This window comes from Stenotrophomonas sp. Marseille-Q5258, from assembly GCF_946900935.1.
In the GTDB taxonomy this organism is placed as follows: domain Bacteria; phylum Pseudomonadota; class Gammaproteobacteria; order Xanthomonadales; family Xanthomonadaceae; genus Stenotrophomonas; species Stenotrophomonas nematodicola.
Genome location: NZ_CAMPPN010000029.1, coordinates 23,946 through 49,591, shown reverse-complemented (window position 1 = coordinate 49,591; position 25,646 = coordinate 23,946). Strand labels below are relative to the sequence as shown.

Annotated in this window: 20 protein-coding genes; 10 read left to right on the top strand and 10 right to left on the bottom strand. The window is 68.5% G+C overall.

Translation table 11 applies throughout. From position 1 onward, the window contains the following. Nucleotides 1–22: 22 nt before the first annotated feature. From OC534_RS16850 to OC534_RS16835, 4 genes are read right to left on the bottom strand one after another with little or no spacing between them, the layout of a single operon-like run. Nucleotides 23–1,141, bottom strand: a complete 1,119-nt coding sequence (locus OC534_RS16850; RefSeq protein ID WP_262072222.1) for an ABC transporter permease — start codon at nt 1,139–1,141, stop codon at nt 23–25. After that, entirely contained in the window at nt 1,138–2,319 is a 1,182-nt protein-coding gene (locus OC534_RS16845; RefSeq protein ID WP_262072221.1) for an ABC transporter permease, read from the bottom strand. The genes OC534_RS16850 and OC534_RS16845 overlap by 4 nt, the downstream gene beginning before the upstream one ends. Next, nucleotides 2,316–3,332, bottom strand: a complete 1,017-nt coding sequence (locus OC534_RS16840) for an efflux RND transporter periplasmic adaptor subunit (RefSeq protein ID WP_262072220.1) — start codon at nt 3,330–3,332, stop codon at nt 2,316–2,318. Before OC534_RS16840 ends, OC534_RS16845 begins: the two co-directional genes overlap by 4 nt. Further along, nucleotides 3,325–4,677: a TolC family protein gene (locus OC534_RS16835; protein ID WP_243746359.1), complete on the bottom strand. Its 1,353-nt coding sequence runs from the start codon at nt 4,675–4,677 to the stop codon at nt 3,325–3,327. Before OC534_RS16835 ends, OC534_RS16840 begins: the two co-directional genes overlap by 8 nt. Before the next feature lie 207 nt (nt 4,678–4,884). Between OC534_RS16835 and OC534_RS16830 the strand changes: the two genes are divergently transcribed. The 3 genes from OC534_RS16830 (at nt 4,885) to OC534_RS16820 (ending at nt 8,898) form a co-directional block, all read left to right on the top strand. Beyond that, nucleotides 4,885–6,870 carry an oleate hydratase gene (locus tag OC534_RS16830; protein WP_262072219.1) on the top strand — a complete coding sequence of 662 codons (1,986 nt, stop codon included), beginning with the start codon at nt 4,885–4,887 and terminating at the stop codon, nt 6,868–6,870. Between the two features lie 156 nt (nt 6,871–7,026). Continuing rightward, a complete protein-coding gene (locus OC534_RS16825; protein ID WP_017356051.1) occupies nt 7,027–7,392 on the top strand; it encodes a glycine zipper 2TM domain-containing protein in 366 nt (121 codons plus the stop codon). A 117-nt stretch (nt 7,393–7,509) separates the two neighbouring features. Continuing rightward, a complete protein-coding gene (locus tag OC534_RS16820) occupies nt 7,510–8,898 on the top strand; it encodes a hypothetical protein (protein WP_153164462.1) in 1,389 nt (462 codons plus the stop codon). Nucleotides 8,899–8,911: 13 nt separating this feature from the next. On the opposite strand, the gene fabR is transcribed toward OC534_RS16820, so the two are convergent. Next, the gene (gene fabR, locus OC534_RS16815) at nt 8,912–9,574 is read right to left on the bottom strand and encodes an HTH-type transcriptional repressor FabR (protein ID WP_017356049.1); all 663 of its coding nucleotides are present in this window, start codon (nt 9,572–9,574) and stop codon (nt 8,912–8,914) included. Nucleotides 9,575–9,666: 92 nt separating this feature from the next. Here fabR and OC534_RS16810 point away from each other — a divergent pair, with 92 nt between their 5' ends. Together OC534_RS16810 and OC534_RS16805 are read left to right on the top strand one after the other, a co-directional pair. Beyond that, nucleotides 9,667–10,743 (top strand): ferredoxin reductase, encoded by a 1,077-nt coding sequence (locus tag OC534_RS16810; protein WP_168355621.1) that lies wholly within the window; start codon nt 9,667–9,669, stop codon nt 10,741–10,743. A 2-nt stretch (nt 10,744–10,745) separates the two neighbouring features. Continuing rightward, on the top strand, nt 10,746–11,879 hold the full coding sequence (locus OC534_RS16805; RefSeq protein ID WP_136004368.1) for an acyl-CoA desaturase: 1,134 nt from the start codon (nt 10,746–10,748) through the stop codon (nt 11,877–11,879). Between the two features lie 13 nt (nt 11,880–11,892). On the opposite strand, the gene OC534_RS16800 is transcribed toward OC534_RS16805, so the two are convergent. The 4 genes from OC534_RS16800 to OC534_RS16785 form a co-directional block, all read right to left on the bottom strand. Next, nucleotides 11,893–14,058 (bottom strand): TonB-dependent receptor, encoded by a 2,166-nt coding sequence (locus tag OC534_RS16800; protein WP_262072217.1) that lies wholly within the window; start codon nt 14,056–14,058, stop codon nt 11,893–11,895. A gap of 120 nt (nt 14,059–14,178) precedes the next feature. Continuing rightward, nucleotides 14,179–15,660, bottom strand: a complete 1,482-nt coding sequence (locus OC534_RS16795; protein WP_262072216.1) for a M23/M56 family metallopeptidase — start codon at nt 15,658–15,660, stop codon at nt 14,179–14,181. Then, the gene (locus OC534_RS16790; protein WP_017356044.1) at nt 15,657–16,043 is read right to left on the bottom strand and encodes a BlaI/MecI/CopY family transcriptional regulator; all 387 of its coding nucleotides are present in this window, start codon (nt 16,041–16,043) and stop codon (nt 15,657–15,659) included. The genes OC534_RS16795 and OC534_RS16790 overlap by 4 nt, the downstream gene beginning before the upstream one ends. Before the next feature lie 77 nt (nt 16,044–16,120). Next, nucleotides 16,121–17,203 carry a metallophosphoesterase gene (locus OC534_RS16785; RefSeq protein ID WP_262072224.1) on the bottom strand — a complete coding sequence of 361 codons (1,083 nt, stop codon included), beginning with the start codon at nt 17,201–17,203 and terminating at the stop codon, nt 16,121–16,123. Between the two features lie 315 nt (nt 17,204–17,518). Here OC534_RS16785 and OC534_RS16780 point away from each other — a divergent pair, with 315 nt between their 5' ends. From OC534_RS16780 to OC534_RS16765, 4 genes are all read left to right on the top strand, one after another. Beyond that, nucleotides 17,519–18,586: a WYL domain-containing protein gene (locus tag OC534_RS16780; RefSeq protein WP_136004360.1), complete on the top strand. Its 1,068-nt coding sequence runs from the start codon at nt 17,519–17,521 to the stop codon at nt 18,584–18,586. A gap of 78 nt (nt 18,587–18,664) precedes the next feature. After that, the gene (locus tag OC534_RS16775; RefSeq protein WP_262072215.1) at nt 18,665–20,863 is read left to right on the top strand and encodes a hypothetical protein; all 2,199 of its coding nucleotides are present in this window, start codon (nt 18,665–18,667) and stop codon (nt 20,861–20,863) included. Next, nucleotides 20,863–22,572, top strand: a complete 1,710-nt coding sequence (locus tag OC534_RS16770; RefSeq protein WP_166472768.1) for a LeoA/HP0731 family dynamin-like GTPase — start codon at nt 20,863–20,865, stop codon at nt 22,570–22,572. Before OC534_RS16775 ends, OC534_RS16770 begins: the two co-directional genes overlap by 1 nt. 209 nt (nt 22,573–22,781) lie before the next feature. Then, nucleotides 22,782–22,976, top strand: a complete 195-nt coding sequence (locus tag OC534_RS16765; protein ID WP_136004354.1) for a hypothetical protein — start codon at nt 22,782–22,784, stop codon at nt 22,974–22,976. 7 nt (nt 22,977–22,983) lie between these two features. Here OC534_RS16765 and OC534_RS16760 read toward each other — a convergent pair whose 3' ends face one another. Continuing rightward, nucleotides 22,984–24,408, bottom strand: coding sequence for a GGDEF domain-containing protein (locus tag OC534_RS16760; protein WP_136004352.1), 1,425 nt, complete (start codon nt 24,406–24,408; stop codon nt 22,984–22,986). A gap of 148 nt (nt 24,409–24,556) precedes the next feature. Here OC534_RS16760 and OC534_RS16755 point away from each other — a divergent pair, with 148 nt between their 5' ends. Then, nucleotides 24,557–25,600 carry a cation diffusion facilitator family transporter gene (locus OC534_RS16755; RefSeq protein ID WP_262072214.1) on the top strand — a complete coding sequence of 348 codons (1,044 nt, stop codon included), beginning with the start codon at nt 24,557–24,559 and terminating at the stop codon, nt 25,598–25,600. The last annotated feature ends 46 nt before the right edge of the window (nt 25,601–25,646 follow it).

Below are 25,646 nucleotides of genomic sequence, written 5' to 3'. Positions count from 1 at the left end.
GGAGGGGGCGTTCCGGGGGCCGCTACGGGCGCGGTGCGCGCTGCGGGCCGAGCCGCCAGATCGCCAGCCCGCCATACAGCACGGCCAGCCCGACCAGCGTCCACAGCTCGCGGGCGACGTCGGCCACGCTGGCCTCCATCTGGTTCATGCGGACCACCACGTTGATCCCCGAGGTGGTGGGCAGCAACTGCGACAGGGCGACCAGTGCGCGTGGCGATGCGATCGCCGGCCACGACAGGTTGGCCAGGAAGAACAATGGAATGGAACACGCGATGACGTATTGGAACGCGCGCTCGCGGGTACGGAAGAAGCTGCCGATGAACATCCCGAAGGCGACGGTCGCGGCGATGAACAGCGCACCGCCCACGAGTACACCGACGGGATTGCCGCCGCGCGGATAGTCCTGCACCCAGGCGGTGAAGCCGACGTAGTAGAGCAGGCCGAGCATGCCGATCAACCAGAACCCCACGGCCATGCCGGACAACGTCGGCAGATCGAAGCGCAGGCGCCGGCCCAGGGCCAGGCGGCGGGTACCCAGCAGCACGCCGATGCCCATCAGCAGGGTCTGGTGGACGATCAGTTCGGCCACCCCGGCGACGATGGCGCTGCCGTAGCCCTCGTGGGTGTTGTACAGCGGGCGCTGCACCAGGCGGATCGGCGGCGGCTGCGGTGGGCCCATGAACGCGGCCTGCGCGACGGCAGCGTCGCGGCCGAACGCACCCAGTGCCTCGGCCACGCCGGCCATTACCCAGCTGGCACGGCCCAGGTAGGCACCGTTGCCGATCAGCACCAGATCGCCGCTGCCCCCGCGCAGGATGTCGCGCTCCAACCGGTCCGGGATGAGCAGGATGCCTTCGGCATGGCCAGCCTCCATCACGCGGCGCGCCTGGTCCAGGCTGGCCGGCTGGCCCACGATGCGCACCGCATTGAGCGCGTCCACGCGGCGCAGCAGTTCGCGGCTGGTGGCGCTCTGGTCCAGGTCGACCACCACGATCGGCAGGTTGCCGGCGACCTGGTGCCGGTACGCGGCCGGATAGAAGAACGAATACAGCACCACCGCACCGATCATCACCACCAGTGCGTAGCGGTCGGTAAGCACCGCGCGCAGGGTCTGGCGCAGGCTGTCCCAGACCCGGCTCATGGCGACGCTCCCTGCGCCGACGCTGCGGGTCGCAGGGCGCGCGCGGTGGCGATCAGCCGCCAGCCGCCGATGCCGCCGGCGACCAGGATCATCAGCGCCAGCGTGGCCAGCGGCCACAGCGATACCGCTCCTGCAGCGCCGACGAACTGCTGTTGGGTCTGCAGCTTCACATAGGCGGTCAGCGGCAGCAGCAGGTTCCAGATGCGGGTGAACAGCGGCGCGTCGATCACCGGGAAGGTGGCGCCGGAGAACGCCAGCGCGGTGCCCAGCGACAGACCCACCACCGACAATGCCGTGCCCATGTCGCGGGTGACGCCGACGAACAGCACCGCATAGGCCGCACAGGCCAGGTAGAACAGCGGCTGTGCCAGCAGCAGGAGCAGCAGGCTGCCGGCCACGCCATCGCCGCGCAGATAGGCCAGGTACAGCACGCCGGCGGCGCCATACACGGCGAACAGCAGGACATACGGCAGCAGCTTGCCGGCCAGCGCTGCCCACGGTGCGTCGCCCAGCCAGGCGGCCAGCGTGCCGTCGCGCACTTCGCGGCCTACGCTGCTGGCCGCCGCCAGCGCGAGCACCAGCGACAGGATCGCCGGGAAAACAAGCGGCAGCAGAAACAGCTCATAGCTGCGGGCCGGGTTGTAGAGGATCTCCGACTGCACCCGGATCGGCGCGGCGCGCAGCTTGCCCGGGCCCACCTGCAGCCCGATCCGCTCCGTCAGCAGGCGCGCGTTCCAGGCCCCGACGGCGTCGGTGATATCGCGTGCGGCCGATTGCCCGGTGGTCAGGTAGCTGGCGTTGTAATACGCCAGGACCGTGCCTTCGCCGCCGCGCAGCGCCTGACGGGTGGCATCGCGCGGCACCAGCACGACGGCGAACACCTCCAGGCGGCGCAGTTGGGTCTGCGCCTGCGCCAACGTGGGCGGCTGGCTGGCCACCGCCACGCCTGGGCTGGCATCGAGCATGCGCGTGAGCAGGCGGCTTTCGGCGCTGTGGTCCAGGTCGACCACGGCAATCGGCACCGCGCGCATCACCGACGCGGAGAACAGCCAGGCCATTGCCAGCAGCATCAGCAGCGGCAGCACGGTGATCAGCGCCAGGTCGGCGCGATCGGCGCGCAGGTGCCGCAGTTCGCGTTGCAGCGAGGCGGAGAATCCCGCCCGCAGCGGCGGCTTCATCCCTGTGGCCACGCGAACAGCACGCTCATGCCCGGGCGGAAGCCCTCGATGCGGTCCACCGCGCGCACCCGGATCTCGAAGCTGCGCACGTCGTAGCCGGAAGACTGGCGCGTGCTGCGCCAGGTGGCGTAGTCACCGGCCGGATTGATGAAGTAGACCTCGAAGTCGGCATCGCGGCCGAGCGCGGGAATGCTGCCACGCAGAGGGCTGCCGATCTTCAGCCCCTGCATCTGCGATTCGCGCAGGTTGATCGACACCCACATGCGGTCGATGTCCACCAGCGTGAACACCGGATACCCGGCGGGGACCAGTTCGCCGATGTCGGCCATGCGTTTATTGATCTCGCCGGCCACTGGTGCACGGCCGTTGACCTCATCGCGCGCGGCATCGACTTCGGCCACCGCGCCCCGGGCCTGGCGCACCTGGCCCTGCGCGGCGCGCTTGTCCTGTTCGCGTGCGCCGGCCAGCGCCTGGTCGTACTGGGCGCGTGCGGCATTGGCCAGTTCGCGCGAGCTGCGCGACTGGGCCAGCGCCTCATCCCGCTTCTGACGGCTCATCACGCCTTCGTTGAACAGGTTCTGCACGCGCCGGTAGGTCGCATCGGCCAGGGTGGCGCCGGCCTCGGCGCGTTTCCAGTTGGCCTGGGCAGCGCGGATGTCCTCGCGGCGCGCACCGGCATCGGCCTTGTCGGCGACGGCCCGGGCGGCGTCCAGTGCGCCGTGCGCCTGTTCCTCCTTGGCCGACACTTCGGGACTGTCGAGCACGAACAGGACCTGGCCCGCCGCGACCCGATCGCCCTCGCGGACGTTCAGCTCGGCCAGCCGTGCAGTGATCTTGGCGGCCACGTTCAGCGTATCGGCGTCGGCCATGCCCTGCAGCTGGTCGGCCGGTGTGCGCCATGCCAGCCACAGGCCCAGCAGTACCACCAGCGCAAGCGCCACCAGTATCACCACGCCGGCACGGCGCTTGTTCGGGGGCGGGGCGTCGGCCGGCGCCTGCAATGTGTCATTCATGGTCGATCACCTCGTCCGCACGGCGTCGGAATTCGTCATAGCGGTCCATCTGTCCACTGATCTCCAGCAGCTGCGCCAGCGCCACGTCGTACTGATAGGCGGCCTGCGCGCGTTCCACGCGGGCGCCACCCAGACCGAGCCGGGCGTCGATGACATCCAGCGAGGTGGCCTGGCCTTCGCGATAGGCCAGTTCCTGCAGGCGCAGGTTCTCGCGCGACTGTTCGATGCTGCTGTCGAGCAGCGCGTACTGGTGGCGCGCGGTCTCCAGCTCGTTCCAGGCCTTGCGTACCCCCAGCGCCACCTGGTTTTCGGCCTCGCGCAGGCCGGCCTCGGCCTGCTCCTGCTGTGCGCGTGCAGCGCGGATCTGCGCCGGGCGCGAGCTGGGCGACAGGAAGGTGTACTTCAGGCCGATGCCGAACGCCCAATCCGGGTCGGTGATCATTTCATCGCGGCGGCGGAAGTCGTACTGGCCGAACAGATACACGGTCGGCTTGAGCTTGGCCTGCTGCACACGTACGCCCTGTTCGGCCTGCGCCACCACGGCGCGCAGACGCGCGATCTGCGGCTGCCGCGCCTGCGCCACGCGCTCGAAGCTGGCCACGTCGCCAAGTGGCGCGCGGTGCACGAACAACGGCGAGATGGGCCGCACCTCGCCGCCGCTGCGCAGCAGCGTGGACAACGCGGCCTTGAGTGTCTGCAGGTCGTTCAACGCCTTCTGGTACTCGCGCTCGGCCTTGTCGCGGGCGACGTTGGCCTGCAGCCGCTGGGCGCGGGTGGCAAAGCCCTCGCGCTCCAGCTTGAGCGCATCGTCGAGGTGGCGCTGCATGCCATCGCGCACGTCGCGGCGGACGTTCACCGCCTGCTCGGCCAGCTGCTGCCCGAAGTAGGCCTGGGCCAGCTGCACGCTCAACGACTGGCGTTGCGCGTCGCGCTCGGCGTTGGCCTGCTCGGTGGCACCGGCCGCGGCCTGCTGGGCTGCCGGAATGAGGCCGCCGGTATACAGCGGCAGCACCGCGGTCACCACCGGCCGGGTACGCCAGTCGCGCTCGGTGAACTGCAACGGGGAGTCGATGCCGAACGCTTCGGCCACCGGGGTCAACGAGCCCAGCGGCAGGGTCAGGGTCTTCTGGAACTGCAGCCGGCGCACTTCGCCGGTGATCTCCGGCAGCCGCAGCAGCCGGGTGGCGTCCTGCAGGTCTTCCTTGTTGCGCACCGATGCATCGGCGGCGGCGAGCGCGTCGGAGACCTGCTCAAGCCGCTGCTGCGATTGCACCCAGTCCAGCGCAGGACTGTCCTGGGCGACGGCGGTGAGCGGCAGGGCGGCGGCCAGCAGTGCCGCGCCAATCCCCCAGGCGATCCTGCGTCGCGCGTTCGTAGCGCGCGCCTGCGTTGCATGCCGGCTCACGTGCTGGCGGCTCCCTGCGTAAAAAGTCTGGCAAAAGATAGTGCGCGCCGCGTGAAGCCCGGGTCTTTGATGCGGATCAAGGCGTGACCGACGCCGCTGCGTAACATGGACGGTGCACGCTATTTCCATCCCTACAGGAGCAGTGCCATGAGCCAGCCCACCGCACCGGGACGCAACGCAGGGGCCACGCCGGCCTTCGAGCACGAGCCGGACAGCACCGGCGGCTACTGGTCCAACCGGCCGGAGAACACACTGCCACCGCCGGACATGATGGGGGCCTACATGCGCAACCGGCCGCTGCCGCCGGAGGACGTGGCGCAGCGCAAGGCCTACATCATCGGCACCGGCATCGCCGGGTTGGCGGCGGCGTTCTACCTGATCCGCGACGGCGGCATGCCGCCGGCCAACATCACGCTGCTGGACAGCCTGGAGATCGAAGGCGGTTCGCTGGATGGCGCGGGGGATGCCGAGCAGGGCTACCTGATCCGCGGCGGCCGCGAGATGAACTGGAACTACGACAATTTCTGGGACCTGTTCCAGGATGTGCCGGCACTCGAACTGCCGGCCGGCTTCAGCGTGCTCGACGAGTACCGCGCCGTCAACGACAACGATCCGAACTGGTCCAAGGCGCGGCTGCTGCACCAGCAGGGCAAGGTCAAGGATTTCGCCACGTTCGGGTTGAGCCGCGGCCAGCAATGGGAGCTGGTCAAGCTGCTGCTCAAGCGCAAGGAAGACCTGGACGACGTCACCATCGAGGACTACTTCAGCGAAGGCTTTCTGCAGAGCAACTTCTGGTTCTTCTGGCGCTCGATGTTCGCCTTCGAGAACTGGCAGAGCCTGCTCGAGATGAAGCTGTACATGCATCGGTTCCTGGATGCCATCGACGGTCTGAACGACATGTCCGCGCTGGTGTTTCCCAAGTACAACCAATACGAGAGTTTTGTGGTGCCGCTGTCGCGGATGCTGCGCGCGCAGGGCGTCAACGTGCAGTTCGATACCCGCGTCCACGACCTGGAGATGGCGGTGGACGGGCAGTCACGCACCGTCACCGCGCTGCGCTGCCGGGTGGCCGGCAACGAGACCACGCTGCCGGTTGCGGCGGGCGACCTGGTGTTCGCGCTCACCGGTTCGATGACCGAAGGCACGGCGTACGGCGACATGGACACCGTGCCGCCGCTGGCGCGCGACCGCCGGGACCCGGGCGAGGACAGTGACTGGGCGCTGTGGCGCAATCTCGCGCGGCAGTCGCCGATCTTCGGCAAGCCGGAGAAGTTCTACGGCGACGTGGACCGCTCGATGTGGGAGTCGGCCACGTTGACCTGCCGCCCCTCGCCGCTGGTGGACAAGATCCGCACGTTGTCGGTCAACGATCCGTACTCCGGGCGCACCGTGACCGGTGGGGTCATCACCATCACCGATTCCAACTGGGTGCTCAGCTTCACCGTCAACCGCCAGCCGCATTTCGTGGACCAGCCCAAGGACGTGCTGGTGGTATGGGTCTATGCCCTGTTGATGGATCAGGACGGCAACCACATCAAAAAGCCGATGCCGGCGTGTACCGGACGCGAGGTGCTGGCCGAACTGTGCCACCACCTGGGCATCGGCGACCAGATCGATGCGGTAGCCGCCGCGACCAGGGTGCGGCTGGCGTTGATGCCGTACATCACCGCGCAGTTCATGCCGCGTGCCGCTGGCGACCGTCCGCACGTGGTACCGGCCGGCTGCACCAACCTGGGCCTGCTCGGCCAGTTCGTGGAAACGCGCAACGATGTGATCTTCACGATGGAAAGCTCGATCCGCACGGCGCGTGTGGCGGTGTACACCCTGCTCGGGCTGCGCAAGCAGGTACCTGACCTGAGCCCGACCCAGTACGACATCCGCAATCTGATCAAAGCGGCACGGGCGTTGAACAACAACGCGCCGTTCCCCGGCGAACGGCTGCTGCACCGTCTGCTCGGCAACAGTTATTACGCCCACATCCTGCCGCCGCTGCCACAGCCTGAAAAGGGCCGGGACGCCTTCCTTGAAGAGGAGCTGTCGTGGTTGTCAGGCAAGGGCAGCGTGGTGCTGAAGGACCTGTCTGCACGGCTGGATCGGCTTGGCGAAACGCTGGGCAGGCGGCGCGCGCCCTGAGCACGGGGCGGCGTGCGGCAGGGCGGCGTGGCGTCGCCGCCGCCCCGCTGCAGGCTGAACCAACGGCAGCGCCTTGACGCGGCATCCACACCATTTCACGGCCTGCAGCCGTCCCGACGCGGACACTGGCGCCACGAGCTGACACAAGGAGCCGACATGAAACCGACCCTCTCCCATCTGTTGTGCGTAGGCGCGCTGCTGGCATCGTCCTTTGCCGCCACGGCTCAGACCTACGGACCGAAGGACGAAGGACGCCGTTTCAATGACGGCAGCAAGGTGGTGTGCAAGAACGTGGAAGTCCAGCGCAACGCGAAGGACCCCAACCGGATCACCGGTACCGCCACCGGCGCCATTGTCGGCGGCCTGCTGGGCAACCAGGTCGGCGGCGGCAATGGCAAGAAGGTGGCGACGGTGGCAGGCGCGGTGGCTGGCGGTGCGGTTGGCCGCAACGTGCAGGGCCGGCATCAGCAGGAGTCCGGCAACCGCGTGGTCGAACGTCGCTGCGAGCGCGTCTACCGCTGATCCCCGCAGCCTCCGTATCGTTCACGAGCAGCAATGCGACGCCGGCCCCGGGCCGGCGTCGTCGTGTCCGGACCTTGCCGAATGTGGCGGCAGCCCCCGTATACTCCGCCAAACCGCATGGACGATCCGCCTGTGAGCGACGCGCTCGACCCTGGCAGTACCCCCGACGTACCCGGTGCAGACGCCGATTCCCACGGTCGTTTTGCCCGCCTGCGCGAGCGGACCGACGAACTGGAAATGTTCATCTCCGGCCTGCTTGCCTTCGCACTGCTGGCGGTGCCGGGGCGCATTTTCGATGCCTGGGCGGTCAGCGAGGTGCACACCGACGGCATCTACTGGCAGGCGCTCTGGTTCGGCTTCAGCACCAGCGTTGGCCTGTGCTACGTGCTGGCGATAGCCCTGATCGCGCACCTGGCCATCCGTGGTTACTGGGTCGGCCTGATCGGGCTGAAAAGCAATTTCCCCGACGGTATCCGTTGGGATCACATTCCCTTTCTGGGTCGTACCGCGCGCGGGTTCTACCAGGCACGGGTAGTCGGCCTGGACCAGGCCATCACCAATGCCGACCGCGCCGCGTCGACGCTGTTCTCGACCACGCTCCTGTTCGCCCTGACGATGGCCGTCATCGGGCTGATGTCGATACTGGCGATCACGGTCTCGGCGGGTATCGGTGCGCTGTTCCCCCATTCGGATGAGGTGGCATTGGCGATCCTCGCTGTGCTCACGGGCGTACCGGTGATGCTGGGCCTCGGCGCAGGAATAATGGACAAAGCGGTCGCCAGGCGGCACGCGCGTGGCGAAGCGAGCCCGCGACTGGAGCGGGCAACACACCGTGTATTGGCGCTCAATCAGTGGTTTGTGCCGATGCGTATGCTGCTGCCGGTACAGTTGATGCTGCAGAGCAACCAGCGCGCCCGGCACTTCATGTGGCTGTATATGGGCGCGGTGATGGTCGCGATGGTGATCGGCGGGGTGCAGGCCGTGGGGTCGATGCGCTTTTCGCTGCTGGACCGCTATTCGCTGGTCACCGAAGCGGCGGTCGAGCAGGGCATGCTCAGTGCCCACTACGAATCGCTGCGTACCGAGCACGATCGCCTGCTGCGCTATCCGATGATCCCGGCCGACGTGATCCAGGGCAGCCGGCTGCGGCTGTTCATTCCGCACCAGCCCAAACGCGAGAACGCACTGGCGCAGCGCCTGTGTGCGCTGCCCGATGGCGGCAATACGGCTGCCGGCCCGGAGGCGGCGAGCCGTGCCGTGGCCTGCCTGGCGAAGGTCTGGCAGGTGAGCCTGGACGGCACGCCGGTGCCGCTCGACGGCTTCCTGCCCATCGAGCGGCGTGATCTGGAGATGCGCGGCCTGGCCGGCTACCTGCCGCTGGAGGGGCTGTCGCCGGGACGCCATGACCTGCTGCTGGTCTGGAATGCGGACGGCGGGAAGCGCGGCCGCGAACGTCGCCGCGAGTACCGCATTCCGTTCTGGTATGCGCCCGACGACAAGCGCTGACGGCTGGCGGTACTCAGCGCGTCGGCGGATTGCCGGCGATGGTGCGGGCACCGGTGATGATCATCCGCACCATCTGCGCCAGTTGTTCGATCAGCTCGGGGTCCTTCTCCGGGGGCTGGTCCACCGCCGTGGCCCCCATCGCGAACACCAGGCGCGTAATCGCCTTGGACGCCAGCGCCGGCTCATGCAGCACCGCGCCGTCGGCGGCGGCCAGCCGGATCAGGTCGACCCGGAGTTCGTCTTCAAAATAGTTCAGCTCGCGGTCCACCGCCTGCTTGAACGCATCCGAGCCGGCGCTGCCTTCGCGCAGCAGCACATGCAGCAGCTTGTCGTCGGCGCGCAGCTGTTCGATGAAGGTCTCCACCGACAGCCGGATCACGCTGCGTTCGGATGAGGCCGCGCGCTGGCGCGCCTCGCCGATGATGGTGCGCAGTGATCGCCCGGCCAGGTCGATCAGGGCGACGGTCAGTTCGTCCATGTCGCGGAACTGGCGGTAGAACGAATTCGGTGCGATCCCGGCTTCGCGCGCCACTTCGCGCAGGCTCAACGTGGAGACGCTGCGATGCGGGCCGATCAGGGCCAGGGCGGCGGCCAGCAGGTCGTCGCGGGTGATCGAGGATTTGCGCCCGTGGTGGGCATCGTCGACCACGGTCGGGGGCAGGTCTGGGGAGGTCATCGGGGGCAGGGTGGTCACGTCGCTGAATCATAGCCGGTCCCACGGATATACAAGTGTATACACAGGCGTATGCTCGGCCGTATAGTGCCTGTATGAGCGCACGCCTTCGTCCTGATTCCCGCCGCCGCACCCCGCTGTCGCCCCGCCACTGGGTGCCCGAGGCGTTGTTTGACTTCTGGGCCGGTGGCCTGCATCCGCTGTGGACGCTGCGCCGCCCGCGCGCCCGGCTGGTCGCCCGTGAGGCGGCCAGTGCCGACGCGGTCACCCTGATCCTGAAGCCGAACCGCCATTTCCGCGGGATGGCCGCCGGCCAGCACGTCAATCTGGGCGTGGAGGTCGACGGCCGCCGCCTGACCCGCAGCTACAGCCCCACGCGGCTGGCCGATGGCACGCTGGCGATCACCGTAAAGGCGATCGACGGTGGCCGTGTCAGCCAGCACCTCGCGAGCGGCGCGCCCCTGGGCGAGGTGTTCGAGCTGGGCCAGGCGTTCGGCGGGATGACCCTGCCTCCGCAGGCCGATCAACGCCTGCTGCTGCTGGCCGCCGGCAGCGGCATCACACCGATGCGCGCGCTGCTGCGCCAGCTCGATGCGGCCGGCATGCCTGCGCAGGTGGACCTGCTGTACTGGGCACGCCAGCGCGAGGCGCTGTGTTTCGTCGACGAACTGGACGCGATGGCCGCGCGCCATCCCCGCCTGCGCGTGCACTACCTGCCCACCCGCGATGCGCAGGCCCCGGCCCCGCGCGTGGATGCCTACGCGTTCGATGCGCTGGGCGATCTGGCCAGCGCCCGCGTGCTGGTGTGCGGACCCGGTGGCTTCGTCGACACCGCGCGTGCACGCCTGCAATCGCAGGTCGCCGCGCTGCAGGTGGAAGCGTTCAGTCCGCCGGTCCTGCCCGATGCCGAAACCGGTCTGGTACAGGTCGAACTGCGACGCAGCGGACGCACCCTGGCGCTGCCGCGCGGCACGTCGCTGCTGCAGGCGCTGGAAGCGGAGGGGCTGCGCCCGGCCAGCGGCTGCCGCATGGGCATCTGCAATACCTGCGTATGCGGCAAGGCGTCCGGCGTGACCCGGCACACCCTCACCGGCGAGTACGCGGCCGAACCGGCCACGCAAGTGAAGCTGTGCGTGAACAGCGCCAGCACCGACCTGATCCTGGAGCTGTAAGCATGTCATCCGTCAACAACCGCGTACTCTCCGCCGCCGAACTGCAGTCTTTCGGCGCTGAACTCGACGCGCTGCGCGCGCGCCAGCTGGCGACGCTGGGCGCTGCCGATGCGCGCTACATCCGCCGCGTGGTGGCCGGGGTGCGCTGGACCGGCGTGGCCGGCCGCGCCCTGCTGTTCCTGGGCGCTTTCGTGCACAGCGTGCTGATTCCGGCGTGGATCGCCGGCGTGGTGCTGCTGGCACTGTCCAAGATCCTGGAGAACATGGAGCTGGCGCACAACGTCATCCACGGCCAGTACGACTGGATGGGTGATCCGCAGCTGCAGGGCAGCACCTACGAATGGGACATCGTCGGCACCGCCGACAACTGGCGCAAGACCCACAACTTCCGCCACCACACCTATACCAACGTGCGCGGGCTTGACGACGACATCGGCTACGGCCTGCTGCGCATCTTCCCCGAGCAGCGCTGGCGCCCGTTCTTCCTGCTCCAGCCGGTGGTGGCGGTGGTGTTCGCGCTGCTGTTCGAATGGGGCATCGCCATCCAGGACCTGCGACTGGGCCGCTGGTTCGCCGGCAAGATGACCTTCAAGCAGCTGCGTGCACAGTTCCGTCCGGTCGGCCGCAAGATGGGCCGGCAGATGTTCAAGGACTACCTGCTGTTCCCGGCACTGGCTGGCCCGTTCTTCCTGCCGGTGCTGCTCGGCAATGTGGCGGCCAACCTGATCCGCAACGTGTGGACGTACGTGATCATCTTCTGCGGCCACTTCACCGCCGATGCCGAAACCTTCCCGAAGGAATGCGTGCGCGATGAGACGCGCGGCCACTGGTACCTGCGCCAGCTCCGCGGCTCGTCCAACCTGACCGGTGGCAAGCTGATGAACCTGATGTCGGGCAATCTCAGCCACCAGATCGAGCACCACTTCTACCCGGATATCCCGGCCAACCGTTATGCCGCCATTGCCGTGGACGTGAAGCGGATCTGCGCGCGCTACGGCCAGCACTACAACACCGGCTCGCTGCCCCGGCAGTTCGGCCAGGTGATGTGGCGGATCGTGCGCCACGCCTTCCCGAGCCGACCGTCGCGCGCGCCGGCACTGGCGCCGGTCGGGCAGGGCAGCACGCAGCCCGGCTGAGCGGCGCGGCCGGTCAGAGCTGCCGTTCCCACTGCACCCGCCACAGCGGGACACCGCTGCGCCGCCGTTCCAGCGTTTGCCGGCCCAGCGCGTCCCGCAGCTCCTGCCCGGACAGCAGGTCGCGCTGCAGCAGATTGTTGGCGCTCAGACGCAGCTTGCTGCGCGTCGACAGCGTCCACAGCACGTACAGGTCCAGTTCGCGTCCATCAGCGGTCGTGTCGATCTGCCCGGCGGTGATCCGCGTGGGGCCGCCATTGCGCCAGGTGTAGGTGATCCCGGTGGTCCAGCGCGTGTTGAGCCGGTAGTCGGCGCCCACCGTGCCGGTGAAGCGCAGTTGTTTGTCCAGCCGGTTGTCCGGCCCTGGCACGTCCTGCACCTGCGACCAGTTGCGGGTGGCATTGGCGCGCAGCGTGACCTCCGGTGCGGCGTCGATCCAGCGTGCCAGTGCGAGCTGCGCATCCATCTCCAGGCCCGTGCTGGTGGCATCGCCGCCATTGCGGGGCGATGCGACCCAGCGTCCATCGATCAACGTCGTCTCGGTGCGCACCACGTTGCGGATGCGGCGCGCATAGGCGCCCAGGCTGAGCTGGGTGCCCTCCCTGCCCTGGATCTCGTAGGCGATGTCCACACCGGTGGCCAGCTCCGGACGCTGGGCGGGGTTGCCCTGCTCGTCCGGATTCAACGGGCGGTTGTTGGTCGAGGTGTACGGGCGTGGAATCAATGAGGCGAGCGTCGGCGACTTGTAGGTGCGGCTCACTGCCACCCGCAGCTGGTCGTCCCGGCCCGGCACCTTCCACAGGGACTGCAGCACGGGCGACAGCACGTGGTCGCGTTGCTGGACCGCGGCAAAGCCACTGCCGACGCTGCGCGTGTCGATATGCTCCCAGCGCAGGCCGAGGTACAGCGACCAGCGGGGGCTGAGCTGCATCTCGTCCTGGCCGTAGAGTGCAAGCCGGCGTACCCGGGCATCGAAGGAAAGGTCACTGGCGCTGCCGGGGGGGCCACCGATCGGCAGCAGCCGCTGCAGGCGCGTTTCATCACGTCCGTCCACGCTGGCTTCCCACCCGAGTTCCACAGTGTGCCGTCCGTGGGCGGGCAGCGCGTACTTGCCGGTGCTGTTGATGTTGTGCACGCGCAGACGGGCGTCGGTGTGGTCGTCCAGGTTCTGTGTACCCACCGTGTCGTAGCCCTGCTCGCGATAGCGGTAGCGCTCGCGATTGCCGCCCACGGCCAGTTTGCCGACGAAGCTGCCGCCAGCAGCCAGGCCGTGCGTCCAGGTGGCGCTGCCGCCGAGCTGGGCAACGTCGATCTCCGTCCGCTGCCGGTAATGGTCGTGCTGCAGGGGAGGGCCCAACAGGGTGTTCCAGTCGATGTCGACCGCGCGGTGGAAGCGGCTGGCGTCGGCCAGTGCCTGCAGCGTCAGCGAATCCCCGTTGCCCAGCCGCAGGTCCAGGCTCGGTGCCAGCGACACGGCTTCGCGTGCGCCACGGGCCTGCAACCGGCTGTCGCGCAGCATCGTGGTGCCACCGGCATTGTCGTGACCGGTTTCGGTGGTGCGTTCGTCAACCTGGAACGCCCGGCGCGATGCGGTGGCGGTCACCGTGCTGCTGCGATCACGGCCATTGCGGCTGCGCTGCCAGGTCAACGAGGGCGTGTTGCGGCCGTTGGATACGCCCCACGCGGCGGTCAGCGATGCGGCGTCCTTGCGTGCGCCGGCCACCAGCACAATGTTGAGCGTGCCGGCGATCGCTTCGCCGCGCAGGTCGGCAGTGGGAGCGCGGAGGATCTCGATGCGTTCGACCATCGCCGGAGTGAGTGCGTCCAGATCGAATCCCAATGGAGCGCGCTGGCCGTTGATCAGGATCTGGGTGTAGCCGTTGCCGAGTCCACGCAGGGAAACCGTGCCTGCACGCCCCGGTGCGCCCGGCACGACGCTGATGCCCGGCAGGCGCTTGAGCGCATCGATCAGCGCAGGGTCGCCGTACTGCCGCAGCTCCCGCGCACCGATCACGATGCGCGTGGCGGTATCGTCGCGGCGTGCGTCGTAGGACGCGGCCTGCACCTGCACGGTGTCCAGCGTGGTGGGTGGGGAGGTGGACGGCGCGGGCTGTGCAGCGGCGGGAACGACGGCGTACAGCGGCAGCATCAGGGCGAGCGGGTACAGGGCGGAACGGGGCATGCGCGAGGTCCGTGCAGTGGGCTGGCGCAGGCATGCGATGGGCAATACCCACCCCTCCTGCGGCCAGGAAGGCGAAAACGAACGGCAACGGTGGATCGAACGGCGAGGTGTGGCGGGCGGTCAGTTCAAGTGGTGCTGGGGGTCGACGCGTTCGCCGTGACGCAGCATCTCCATATGCAGGTGCGGCCCGGTGACCCGTCCGCTGCTGCCGCTGCGGGCAATCTGCTGGCCGCCGCGCACCCGTTGGCCAGCCTGCAAGTCAGTGGCATCGAGGTGGGCGAACAGCGTCTGCCAACCGTTGCCGTGATCGAGTACCACGACCGTGCCGTACTGCGGTCCCTCGGGATACGCATCGGTGGCGATGAGCACGGTGCCGTCAGCGGGCGCCAGCACGGGCGTTCCGACGCGGGCGCTGAAGTCGGTGCCGCGATGCGCGCGCTGGCGGATACCGCCGGTATCGCCGAACTGGCCGGTGATCCTGGCCTGGGCCAATGGCGCGGCAAACCGCAGCGGCGGTGGAATGCGCAGTGCGCCGCCTGTTGCCGTGGTGGTGCGAATCCCGGCCACGGCGACGATCTGTGCCGGTGTGGTGGCTGCAACGGCCTGGGCCAGGGTGAGCATGGCACCCGCCGCGAGCGCGCCGGCACCGAGCAGGGCGCATGCAGCGCGCGGCAACCGGCGCGCACCATCGCCCTGCAGCATGTGCAGGATGCGCAGGCGGTGGCCGGCCACCTCACGGTGGGTCAGCGCGTTGAGCGCAGTGGGCGCGCCGCCATGCCCGGCCATGCGCAGTGCCTGGAGGTAGGCGCTGGCGAAATCGCGTCGGGCGTCGTCGTCGCCCTGCAGCGCCTCGGCATCGCAGTGCAGTTCGACGGCCATCTGCACGCGCGCGGCGATCAGCCGCACGAAGGGGTTGAACCACAACAGCGCGCCGGTCACCGCCATGACAGCGGCCCGCTGCGGGTCGCGACGCGACAGGTGCGCGGCCTCGTGGCGCAGGACCAGGCGCAGCTGGCGGTCGTTGAAGCGCAGCAGCGCATCGGCGGGCATGACCACGGTGGGATGCGGCCAGCGCACGGCGAAGGGGGTCATGGCCTGACCGGTGACCCGCAGTGCAATCCCCTTGTCGGCCAACTGCCGTGCCGTGTCGCCACTGAGCCTGCCGGGCCATGCACTGTCTGCGACCGGCGTGGCAAGGCGCACGATCCGTGCGGCGCTGCGCATGCCGCCGAGCAGGCGCAGCAGCAGCACGGTGGCCACGCCAAGATAGGCGGCCAAGGCCACGTGGGTCAGCGACGGCCATCCGAGCCCGGCCATCGGCGCCGGGATGGTGGTGCCGCCAGCGGCTCCTTCGTCCAGCGCAATCGGCAGGGACAGCGGAGCGGGCAGGGCGGCGAGCTGCATGGGGGCGGCAGTGGCCAGCGCGACGGCCAGCAACGGTGGCACCACCGCAAGCAGCCAGATCCCGAGCCAATAGCGCGGCGTGGCAGTGGAGAGCCGCAGCAGGCGGTGCAGCGCGATGCCCAGTGCCCAGGCCAGACCGGCTCCGAGCAGGCTGCCGGACAGGTGCAGAACCCACGGCGACAGCGCAGACAGACTCATGGCTGAAGATCCTGGTCGGGATCGCGCAGCAGTGCCTCCAACTGGGTCAGTTCGGCGTCGCTGAGCAGGCGGCTGTCGGCGAACGCCTGCACCGGGAGTGCGCCGTCGATCTCAAGCACACGTCGGGCGAAGTCGGCGCTGAGCGCCGCCAGCGTGGCGACCTTGCTGGCCCTGGCCCGATAGACGTTCAGGCCATGCTCGGCGACTTCGGCGACCAGGCCCTTGTCGACCATGCGCTCCAGCGTTTTGCGCGTGGACGAATAGGACCACGCCAGGGTGGCGGAGACGCCGTTGTGCAGTTCACGGGCACTGCAGGCGCCACTGCGCCACAGGCACTTGAGCAGTTCCAGCTCGGCATTGGACGGCGTTGGCAGTCGGGACATGTCGGTCACGGCATCCGGGAGTGATGTCGCAAGTGTGAGACAACTGTCGCACGCCATGCAAGGCCCGCTGCCGACGCTCAGTCGTCCACGGCAAGGGTGCCTTCAGCCAACGGCACCCGGCGGCCGTCGAGCAGGCCCCGGCTGAGCACCCCCTTCTCGATGAACAGCAGTTCGCCGTTCTCGCCGTCCTTGATGCTGCTGTCGATGGCGATGATGCGGTCGCCGTGGAAGCTGCTCACGTGCGGCATCGATGTGTGGCCCACCACGATGCGCGCCAGGTCCAGCTGCGTGAGCAGCGCCTGGACCTGATCGGTATCCAGGCGGCCATCGAAGTAGCCGCGATACCAGATCGGACTGGTCTTGCCATCAAACAGGCGCGCGCTGTCCGGCGCGGCTTTGACCTGGTCGCGGGGCAGGCCGAGCGTCGCCTGGTAGGTGGCATTGGTGGTGGCCATGTCGCGCACCAGGTCCAGATTCTCCGGCGCGATGCCACCGTGCAGGAACAGGGTGTCGCCGATCTGCAGCAGCGCCGGGCGGGTGCGCAGCCACTGGCCGAGCGTGCTGTCGGCCCCGTACAGCGCGGGATAGGATCGACCAAGCAGCGCGGCGCTGCGCAGGTATTTCGGGTTGACGTAGCGCAGGTCGTCGTAGAGCACCATCGTCTCGTGATTGCCGAGCACGAAATGCACGGCACCGCCGGCCTCGCGTGCCTGCTCCTGCAGGCTGTAGAGCAGCCAGAAGGCTTCCGTCACCTGCGGCCCGCGATCGAAGACGTCGCCGGCGACCACCAGCGTGGCATCGCCGAGCGACCAGCGGTCTGCCGCATCGATCACACGATGGGCGTGCAGCAGCCTGACCAGCAGGTCGTACTGGCCGTGGATGTCCGACAGCGCGACGATGCGCGGCGTGGCCGGCAGCCGCGCCGCAGCGGCGGTCTGCGCGGGTACCACGGTGAGGGGATGGGCGTAACCGCATTCCGGTGCGATCACGGTACCCGCGCGGCGGGCGGGCAGGGTGCGGCGCACCACGTGGTCGTTGCACACCCACTGCGCCTCCAGGCCCGTTGCGGTGGTGAACACGTACGGGCCATCGGCGTCCACGTGGTCGGCGGGCGGCGGTACCTCGCGCGCGGTCGCAGCGAGCGGCACCAGCAGCAGCATGACGCGCAGTCCGCGCAGGACGCCGCAGGACAGGACGGAACGGGTGGACATCGGGGACTCCTTGCAGGTGCGGGCAGACGCGCCGCGCCCGGCGATGCTACGCCGCCCCGCCGCCGCGGACCACGCATCATGCGGCGGCATGCCTTGCCGCACGCCACGATCGGCTGGCTTGCCTGCCGCACGCAGCGCAGGCTAAATATCGGTCGGCTGCTGCCGATAACAATGCGGTGACCTGCGTACGGCAGTGGGCGGTGGTCAGGGCGAGATGGCAGCTGTGGTCGATGGGCCACGGATCTTCAGGATGAAGCGGAGCAGATGTTGAGAAAGGACGCGAAGGGAACGTTGGCCCGCCAGTGGGCCCTGCTGAACATGCTGCCGCCCGCACCCCAGCGGATTACCGCCGGCGAACTCGCCGACCGCCTGGCGTCGGACTACCCGATCACCAAACGGTCGGTCGAACGTGACCTGCAGGCACTGTCGGCGGTGTTCCCGCTGGAATGCGACGAGCGCGAGCGGCCCTTCGGCTGGAGCTGGCAGCGCGATGCAAAGGCGTTCTCGCTGCCGGGCATGTCGGCCATCCAGGCGGTGGTGCTGCTCACTGCCCGCGGCCACCTGCGTGATCTGTTGCCGCTGCACCAGTGGCGCGAGCTGGAGCCACTGTTCCAGCAGGCCGAGCGCACCCTCGCCAAGGGACTCGGCCGCAGCGCGACTGCGCGCTGGGATGCCCGTGTGGCGCGCGTGGATGCCAACCAGCCGTTGATTCCGCCGCGCATCGACGATCAGGTCCTGCTCGCGGTTCACCAGGCGCTGTACGGCGGGCAACAGCTGCAGGTGGACTACCTCGCGCGTGGCCGCGCCCAGGCCCGCACGCATGTACTGCATCCGCTGGGCATCGTGCTGCGCGGCCCGATCACGTACCTGGTCGCGCGCATCGACGGCAGATCCACGCGCAGCATGCTGGCGCTGCATCGCATCGCTGCCGCCGTGCGGCTGGACGCCGATGCCGACAGTGGCGACGCTGCCGCCCTGGCGTCCGCGCTGCCGCAGGTGGCGGCGGGCTTCGAACGGCACGGGCGGATCGCGTTGTCGCTGTGGGTCGATGCCGCGCTCGGCCAGCACCTCGGCGAGGCGGCCCTGGCGATCGACCAGGAACTGGCCCATGACGCCGCCACCGGCGGATTCCACCTGCATGCCGACGTTGAAGACACCTCGCAGCTGCGCTGGTGGTTGATGGGCCTGGGGCCTTCCGTGCGCGTGCTGGCCCCGACCGCGCTCGCCGATGCGCTGCGCCTGCAGCACCTGCGCAGCGCCTTGCAGGGGCTGTCGCCCGACGCTGCGGCGCAGCTTGTCGCAGCCGCGTGTTCGGATGGCGTCCCCGGCTGATCCGGCGGTTGCCGCGCATGTCCGCGCCCTGCCACTTCTTTCCCGATTCTTCAGCAACGCATGAAAATGGACAGTCACGTGACCACCGACCTGAACTCGCCGACGGATATCTACCGGCATGTTGCGCGCGACGTCGAAGACATTCTCACCCGCTTCGATGTCCCGTCCGCCCACCCGCAGCTTGAGGCGCATACCCGCGCCGCCGTGGCGCTGCTGGCCGATTTCCGCCAGCGCATCGATGAGCAGGTGCAGGCGCTGGACCGCAATGCGGAATGGGATGCCTTCACCATCGCCTTCTACGGCGAGACCAACGCCGGCAAGTCCACGCTCATCGAAGCGCTGCGCATCGCGCTCGGCGAAACCAGCAAGCGCGATGCACAGCAGGCGTTCGAGCAGCTCCAGCGCGAGCACGGGCTGGGTGAGGCGGACATCGCCGCACTGGAGGGACGCATCGACGAGGCGCGCCATGCACTCGCGGCGCTGCAGGCCGGGCAGGAGACGGCCATGATCCAGTACGATTCGCGCCAGACCGCGCTGCTGGATGACATCGCCACCTTGCAGGCCGAAGCGGCCTCGGCGCCTGCGTCGTCGTGGTGGACACGCCTGCTGGCGGTCCTTCGTCGGACCCCGAAGGACACCCGGCTGCACGACGCCCAGCGTCGGCTGGCAGATGTGAACGCCGAGCGCGAGGCGGCGCGCCAGTCGCAGCAGGCGCGGGTGGCCCAGGTGCGGCAGCAGCTGCTGGAAGACGAGCAGCGGCAGATGCGCCAGCGCGAAGCGCTGCAGCAACTGACCGACTACGCGGACGGCGGCATCATCGGCGATGGGCGCTCGGACTTCACCGTCGCCACCGGGCGCTTCGCCTTCGAAGCCAACGGCCACTCGTTCGTGCTGCTGGACGTGCCAGGCATCGAAGGCGACGAGGCCAAGGTGCACGACCACATCGACAGTGCGGTACAGACCGCCCACGCCGTGTTCTACGTCACCGGCAAGCCGACCGCACCGCAGAAGGGCGAGGCCGGGCGGCCGGGTACGCTGGAGAAGATCGCACGCCATCTGGGGCCGCAGACCGAAGTCTGGACGCTGTACAACAAGCGCGTGACCAACCCGATGCAGCTGCAGGCCGCCCGGCTCACCAGCGAGGACGAGGCGGCCAGCCTGGCCGACCTCGACGGGCGCGTGGCCAGCGTGCTGGTTGACCAGTACCGCGGCAGCCGCACGGTCAGCGCGCATCCTGCCTTCCTGGCAAACGCACGGCACCTGGTGCCCGGCTCGGACATCGCACGCACCCAACGCAAGTTCCTGGACCGGATGACGGCCGATGAACTGCTGCTGCGCAGCGGTTTCACCGCGTTCCAGACCTTCCTGACCACGGAGCTGGTGGACGACTGCAAGGCCAAGATCCAGCGTTCCAATTTCAACAAAGCGCGCGAGGTGGTGGACACGGTTGCGGCGAGCATCGCCACGCTGCAGCAGGAGCGGTTCCAGCCGCTGTCCAGCAGTCTGGCCGAGGACGCCGACGGCGCCGTGCGCCAGATCGGCCTTGCGGTGAAGTCGATGCGGGCGCGGCTGCGCGACAAGGGGCGGTCCTGCATTGCCCGCTACACCGTGCGCGTACGCGAGCATATGTACGCCTACATCGAGGGCGACCACGGCAATGAGGCGTTCACCCGTACGCTGGAGGACTGCATGGCGCGCGAAGCCCAGCAGCTCGTGGAGGATGTCGGCGTTGCGATGGCCGCACAGCGCGACCGCCTCGAACAGGAGATCGCCTCGATCATCGAGACGTTCCGGCAGCAGGCGGAGGAACTGCTCGACGCGTGCCGCGGCATGGCCGTGGGCGGCCTGGACAGCCGCATCAACCTGAAGATCAACATCGATCACGGGATCCAGATCGGCAGCCTCATCGCCACGCTGATCGGCGGTGCTGTGCTGCTCTGGACCCCGGCGGGCTGGCTGCTGATGATCCCGTCCGCGCTGACGCTGGCGTTCTCGGCCTACAAGGCGATCCGTGGGTTCCTGAGCAGCGAGTTCCGCCAGACGCAGCAGCGCAAGACGGTCGACGAGAACATCGCCAGCGCGGCCGATCAGCTCAAACGTCGTCTTGAGGACGGGCTGAACGAGGCCTTCGCCGAGCTGGATGCCGTGGTTGCCGGTATCCAGGCATCCCTGCGCGCGCCGGTCGAGCAGGTCGATCATCTCAACCAGGTGCTGATCACATCCACCCGCAACCTGCAGCAGCTCTCCTCCCGGATCCACGCACAAGGAACCCTTTGATGGAAACCACATTGAGCGCCTTCAAGGCGCAGCAGTCCCAGGCCAGTGATGTGCTGGGCAAGTTGATCCAGTTCCTCGAGCGCGGCAGCGCGCTGGGCATCACGCTGGAGCCGTCGTTGATCGACAAGCTCGTGGCCGTGCGCGACGGCATCGCGGGCGAGAAGCTCAAGGTCGCCCTGATCGGTGGGTTCTCCGAAGGCAAGACCTCCATCGCGGCGGCGTGGCTGGAGCAGCTCGACGAGGCGAGCATGAAGATCAGCCACCAGGAGTCCTCCAACGAGGTGAAGGTCTATGACGTGGGCGACGACTTCACGCTGATCGACACGCCGGGGCTGTTCGGCTTCAAGGACCGGATCAGTGCCGACACCCACGAGGTCGAGAAGTACAAGGACATCACCCGGCGCTACGTCAGCCAGGCGCATCTGGTGCTGTACGTGATGAACTCGGTCAATCCGGTCAAGGAAAGCCACCGCGACGAGCTGATCTGGCTGTTCCGCACCCTCGACCTGTTGCCGCGCACGGTGTTCGTGCTGAGTCGCTTCGATGACGTGGCCGACGTGGAGGACGAGCAGAGCTACCAGGCGGCATTGGCGATCAAACGCGACAACGTCGCCGGACGCCTGACCGACCTGCTCGCACTGGACGCGGCCGAGCGAGCCGACCTGTCGATTGTGGCAGTGGCGGCCAACCCCTTCGACATGGGATTGCCGCATTGGCTGTCACAGCTGGACACCTACCATCGGCTGTCGCGCATCGGGGTGCTGCAGCAGGAAACCCGGCAGCGCATCGCACGCAGTGGCGGGGCGGTGGCGCTGGTGGAAGAGGCCCGCCGCAGCGTGATCCGCGATGTGCTTGACAAGCAGCTTCCGGTTGCCCGGCAGAACGATGCGCGCATCGCCGAGAAGCTGCAGCGCGCCGAAGCGCTGTCCGAGCGCATGAACCAGCAGCTTGTCCAGGCCAGGGGCGATGTCACCGAGACGCTGGTCGAGCTGCGGGGTTTCGTTGCCGACTTTTTCGCCGGGCTGATCCTGCAGGCCAAGGGCGTGGACCGCCAGACCTTCACCGACTTCTACGAGCGCGAGATCGGCGCCGACGGCATCATGCTGTCCACCCGCCTGCAGAACGAGTTCGAGCAGCGCGTGAAGGGTGTCAACCTGCAGATGGCCAAGGTCCAGCTCGACGTGGATACCGAGGTCAACCACATCAATGCGGTGATGCGCGACATGGGCAAGCAGGGCCTGCAGTACGTCCTGAAGGGCAATCTGATCAACAACGGCTCGGTACTGGCCGCCCGCGATGGCATCGTGGGGGCAGCCAAAGCGCTGGGCATGGACGGCGTGGGCAAGGCGCTCAAGTTCAAGCCCTGGGGAGCGGTCAAGTTCGCCAAGGCGGCCAACGGCGCGCTGGTGTTCGTGGGCGCCGCGATGGAAATCTGGGACAGCTGGAACGAAGCCCAGCGCGAGAAAGCCTTCCAGACGCTCATCGCAACGATGGTGACCTCGTTCGAGGACCAGCGCGCGGACCTGCTGACGATGCTGCAGGGCGAGCAGGCCGTGCCCAGTCTGTTCCCGGACTACCAGGCGCTGGAGGCCCGCGCACAGGCCATGCAGGCCGAAACGGCCGTGGTGAAGGAGCGTCGCCAGCAGTTCCAGGCCTGGAACGAGGAAGCGCTCGCGCTCGACGCCGAGCTCAAGCGGCTGCCCCACTGAGGCATCAAGCGGGCCGGTGGCGCTGCGACGCAGATCGTCGCGCCACCGGGCCACGATACAGGCTCCTCCAACGCTGTAAAGGAAGTGCCATGCTGAAGAATGCCCTTGCCCTGGTCGGTTTGTGGGTGGTGATCGCAAAGACCCAGGCGTTGATCGAGCGGGTGCGCGATGAAGCGGCGGCCGACTGACCGCCCCACAGCGGCACTCACATGATCCGTCCTCCCGCCCGCATGTACCTCTGCCCCGCGTGCCGCTGGTTCCGCTGGGTCCGCCCGCGCAGTGACTGCCTGCTGGGAGGCGTGGACGTTGTCCGCCGCTGTCCCCGCTGCGCGTCGGCCGTCATTTCCTTCGGCGGCGACTGGCGCAGCCTGCTGTCGCGCTGGCTGCGCCGTCGAGCGCAGTGATGCCCCCTCAGCCGCGCTGCAGACCGCGTCTGCCGGGCGGCTCGGGCAGGTCGTCGCTGGCCAGCACGACCTGGTTGCGGCCGCGCTTCTTGGCCTGGTACATGGCGGCGTCGGCGCGGGCCATCAACCGTTCGTAGTCCGGGTGACCCTCATGCGCGGCCACGCCGATGCTGGCCGTAAGTGCCAGCGGCTGCCCGTTGGCGAGCTGCGCCGGGGTCTGTGCGATGTGCTTGCGCAGGTTTTCTGCGATCACCTCGGCCTGTGCCGCCGTGGCAGCCACCAGCACCACCACGAACTCCTCGCCGCCGTAGCGGAACAGGTAGTCGCTGCCGCGGGTGAGCTGGCCGAGCAGGGCGGCGACGTGCTGCAGGGCGCGGTCGCCGCCGTCATGGCCATGCGCGTCGTTGATCGCCTTGAAATGGTCCAGATCCAGCAGCAGTACCGAGAACGGCGTGTGGGTGCTGTTGGCCAGCTCGATTTCCCGGCGCAGCACGGTCGGCAGGAAGCGCCGGTTGAGCAGGTTGGTCAACGCATCGCTGCCCGCATCCAGCTCGCCGATGCGTTCGAAGAGCATGCTCATCAGCGTCCGTATGCGCGCCAGCTGCTCGCGGATGCCCTGCAGGGCGGCGAAGCGCGCGCCCACGTCGGCATGCGCCTGGGCGGCACGCAACTGCGCATCCACCGTGGCGATCAGGGCACCGACCTGCGCGGTCTCGCTGCTTTCGCCGAAGCTGGGAATGCCCTTGTGGGTGAACCACAGGCCGAACTCGGAGTGCGCCAGGTCGACGGTGTCGGCGTCGCTGGCCTGGCTGGCAATCGCGTAGAGCAGCGCGTTTTCCCAGTCGAGCAGCAGCGCACGCTGGCGCTCGCGTTCGGTGCTGACGTTCTGTACCAGTGAGAACAGGCGGTAGGCTGCATCGGTGCGCGAGGAGCGCTCGCGCGCATGCGTGTACGCCAGCGTCATGCCTTCCAGCGCGATGTCGACCGAGGCGCTCAGACAGGCGATCGCCTCGAACGCCACCGCACTGCTGGGTGCCTGCGCCACGATGCGCTCGAACAGGCGCTGTTTGAGCACCCGCGCGCCGCGCGTGACCAGATCCACCGGAATGCCCACGCGCGCGTGCACATCGCCGATCACGCGCTGCGCCGCCACCAGCGCCGGGATACTGGCCGGGGTCGCGGTGAGCAGCTGGCACAGCCAGCGCTGCATGGCCGGTTTCAGGCGCAGGCGGACCTGGTCGTGCGACAGGAAGCGGCTGGCGCGCGGGTCCTCCAGCAGTACGTCGTAGAAGTGGTGGGCCAGCTCCGGCGGCGAATCGGCGGCCAGGGCGCACAGCAGCGACGCGGCCGCCGCGCCGGTGGACTGCAGGGTATGTTGCCAGGCATCGGCCAGCGGTCGGCTGGCCTCGTCCAGGTTTGGAACGTTATCCACGATGATTGCTCTTCCCGCCACACAGGCCGTCGAACGTTAGCGGCCGTGCGCGGCTGTAATGAAGTTACAGAATGAACGCCGGCACAAGTGTAATAGTCTCCGCCGCACGCCCTGCTTAACCTGCGCTCCTTGTTCCGGAGGTACTGTCATGGCCCACGATCACGATCACCTGCCCAGCGAGATCCGCCACGAAAAACCGTTGTGGTGGGCGCTCGGGTTGACCACCACCTTCCTGCTGGTCGAGGTGGCGGGCGCCTTCTGGACCAACAGCCTGGCACTGCTGTCCGATGCGGCGCACATGGCCACCGATACCCTGGCGCTGATGATCGCGCTGGTGGCCGTGCGGCTCAGCCGGCGCCCGCCCGATGCCAAGCGCACCTATGGCTATGCGCGGCTGGAAGCGCTGGGCGCGATGATCAACGGCGGCATGCTGTTCGTGGTGGCCGGCTACATCCTGTACGAGGCGATCGAGCGGTTCCGCGCGCCACAGGAGATCGCCTCCACCGGCATGCTGGTGATCGCCGCGTTCGGCCTGGTCATCAACCTGATTTCGATGCGCCTGCTGCGAGCCGGCAGCGGCGAGAGTCTCAATGTGAAGGGAGCCTACCTGGAAGTCTGGGCCGATATGCTCGGCTCGGTGGCGGTGATCCTGGGGGCGCTGCTGATCCAGTGGACCGGCTGGAGGCCGATCGATCCGATCCTGGCGGTACTGATCGGGCTGTGGGTGCTGCCACGCACCTGGGTGCTGATGCGCGAGGCGATCAACGTGCTGCTGGAAGGCGTGCCCAAGGGCATGGACGTGGCAGCGGTGCGCACCGCGCTGTGCAGCCACGACGGCGTGGTGGATGTGCACGACCTGCATGTGTGGGCGCTGGCCTCGAGCACGCCGGCGCTGACCGCGCACGTGGTGATGGGCACCGGCGTGGACCCGGACCGGCTGCGGCGCGACCTGGGCGCGGCGCTGCACGAACGCTTCGGCATCGACCATGTGACGCTGCAGATCGAAGCCGACCACTGCGGCGATGCCTGCAGTGTGGGCGCGCCGCGGCCGGCCCATGCAGACGATCATGTCGGCCACGGCCACGGCCACGGCCACGATCACGACCACGGTACGCATGTTCACGGCGGCACGGGCGAGCGCCGCCGCAGCGGCCCGGACGCGCAGGGCCATCACGGCCATCCGCACCCATGACCGTGGCGTACGCAGGCGGGCCGGGCGGGCTTGCCGCTACAATGCC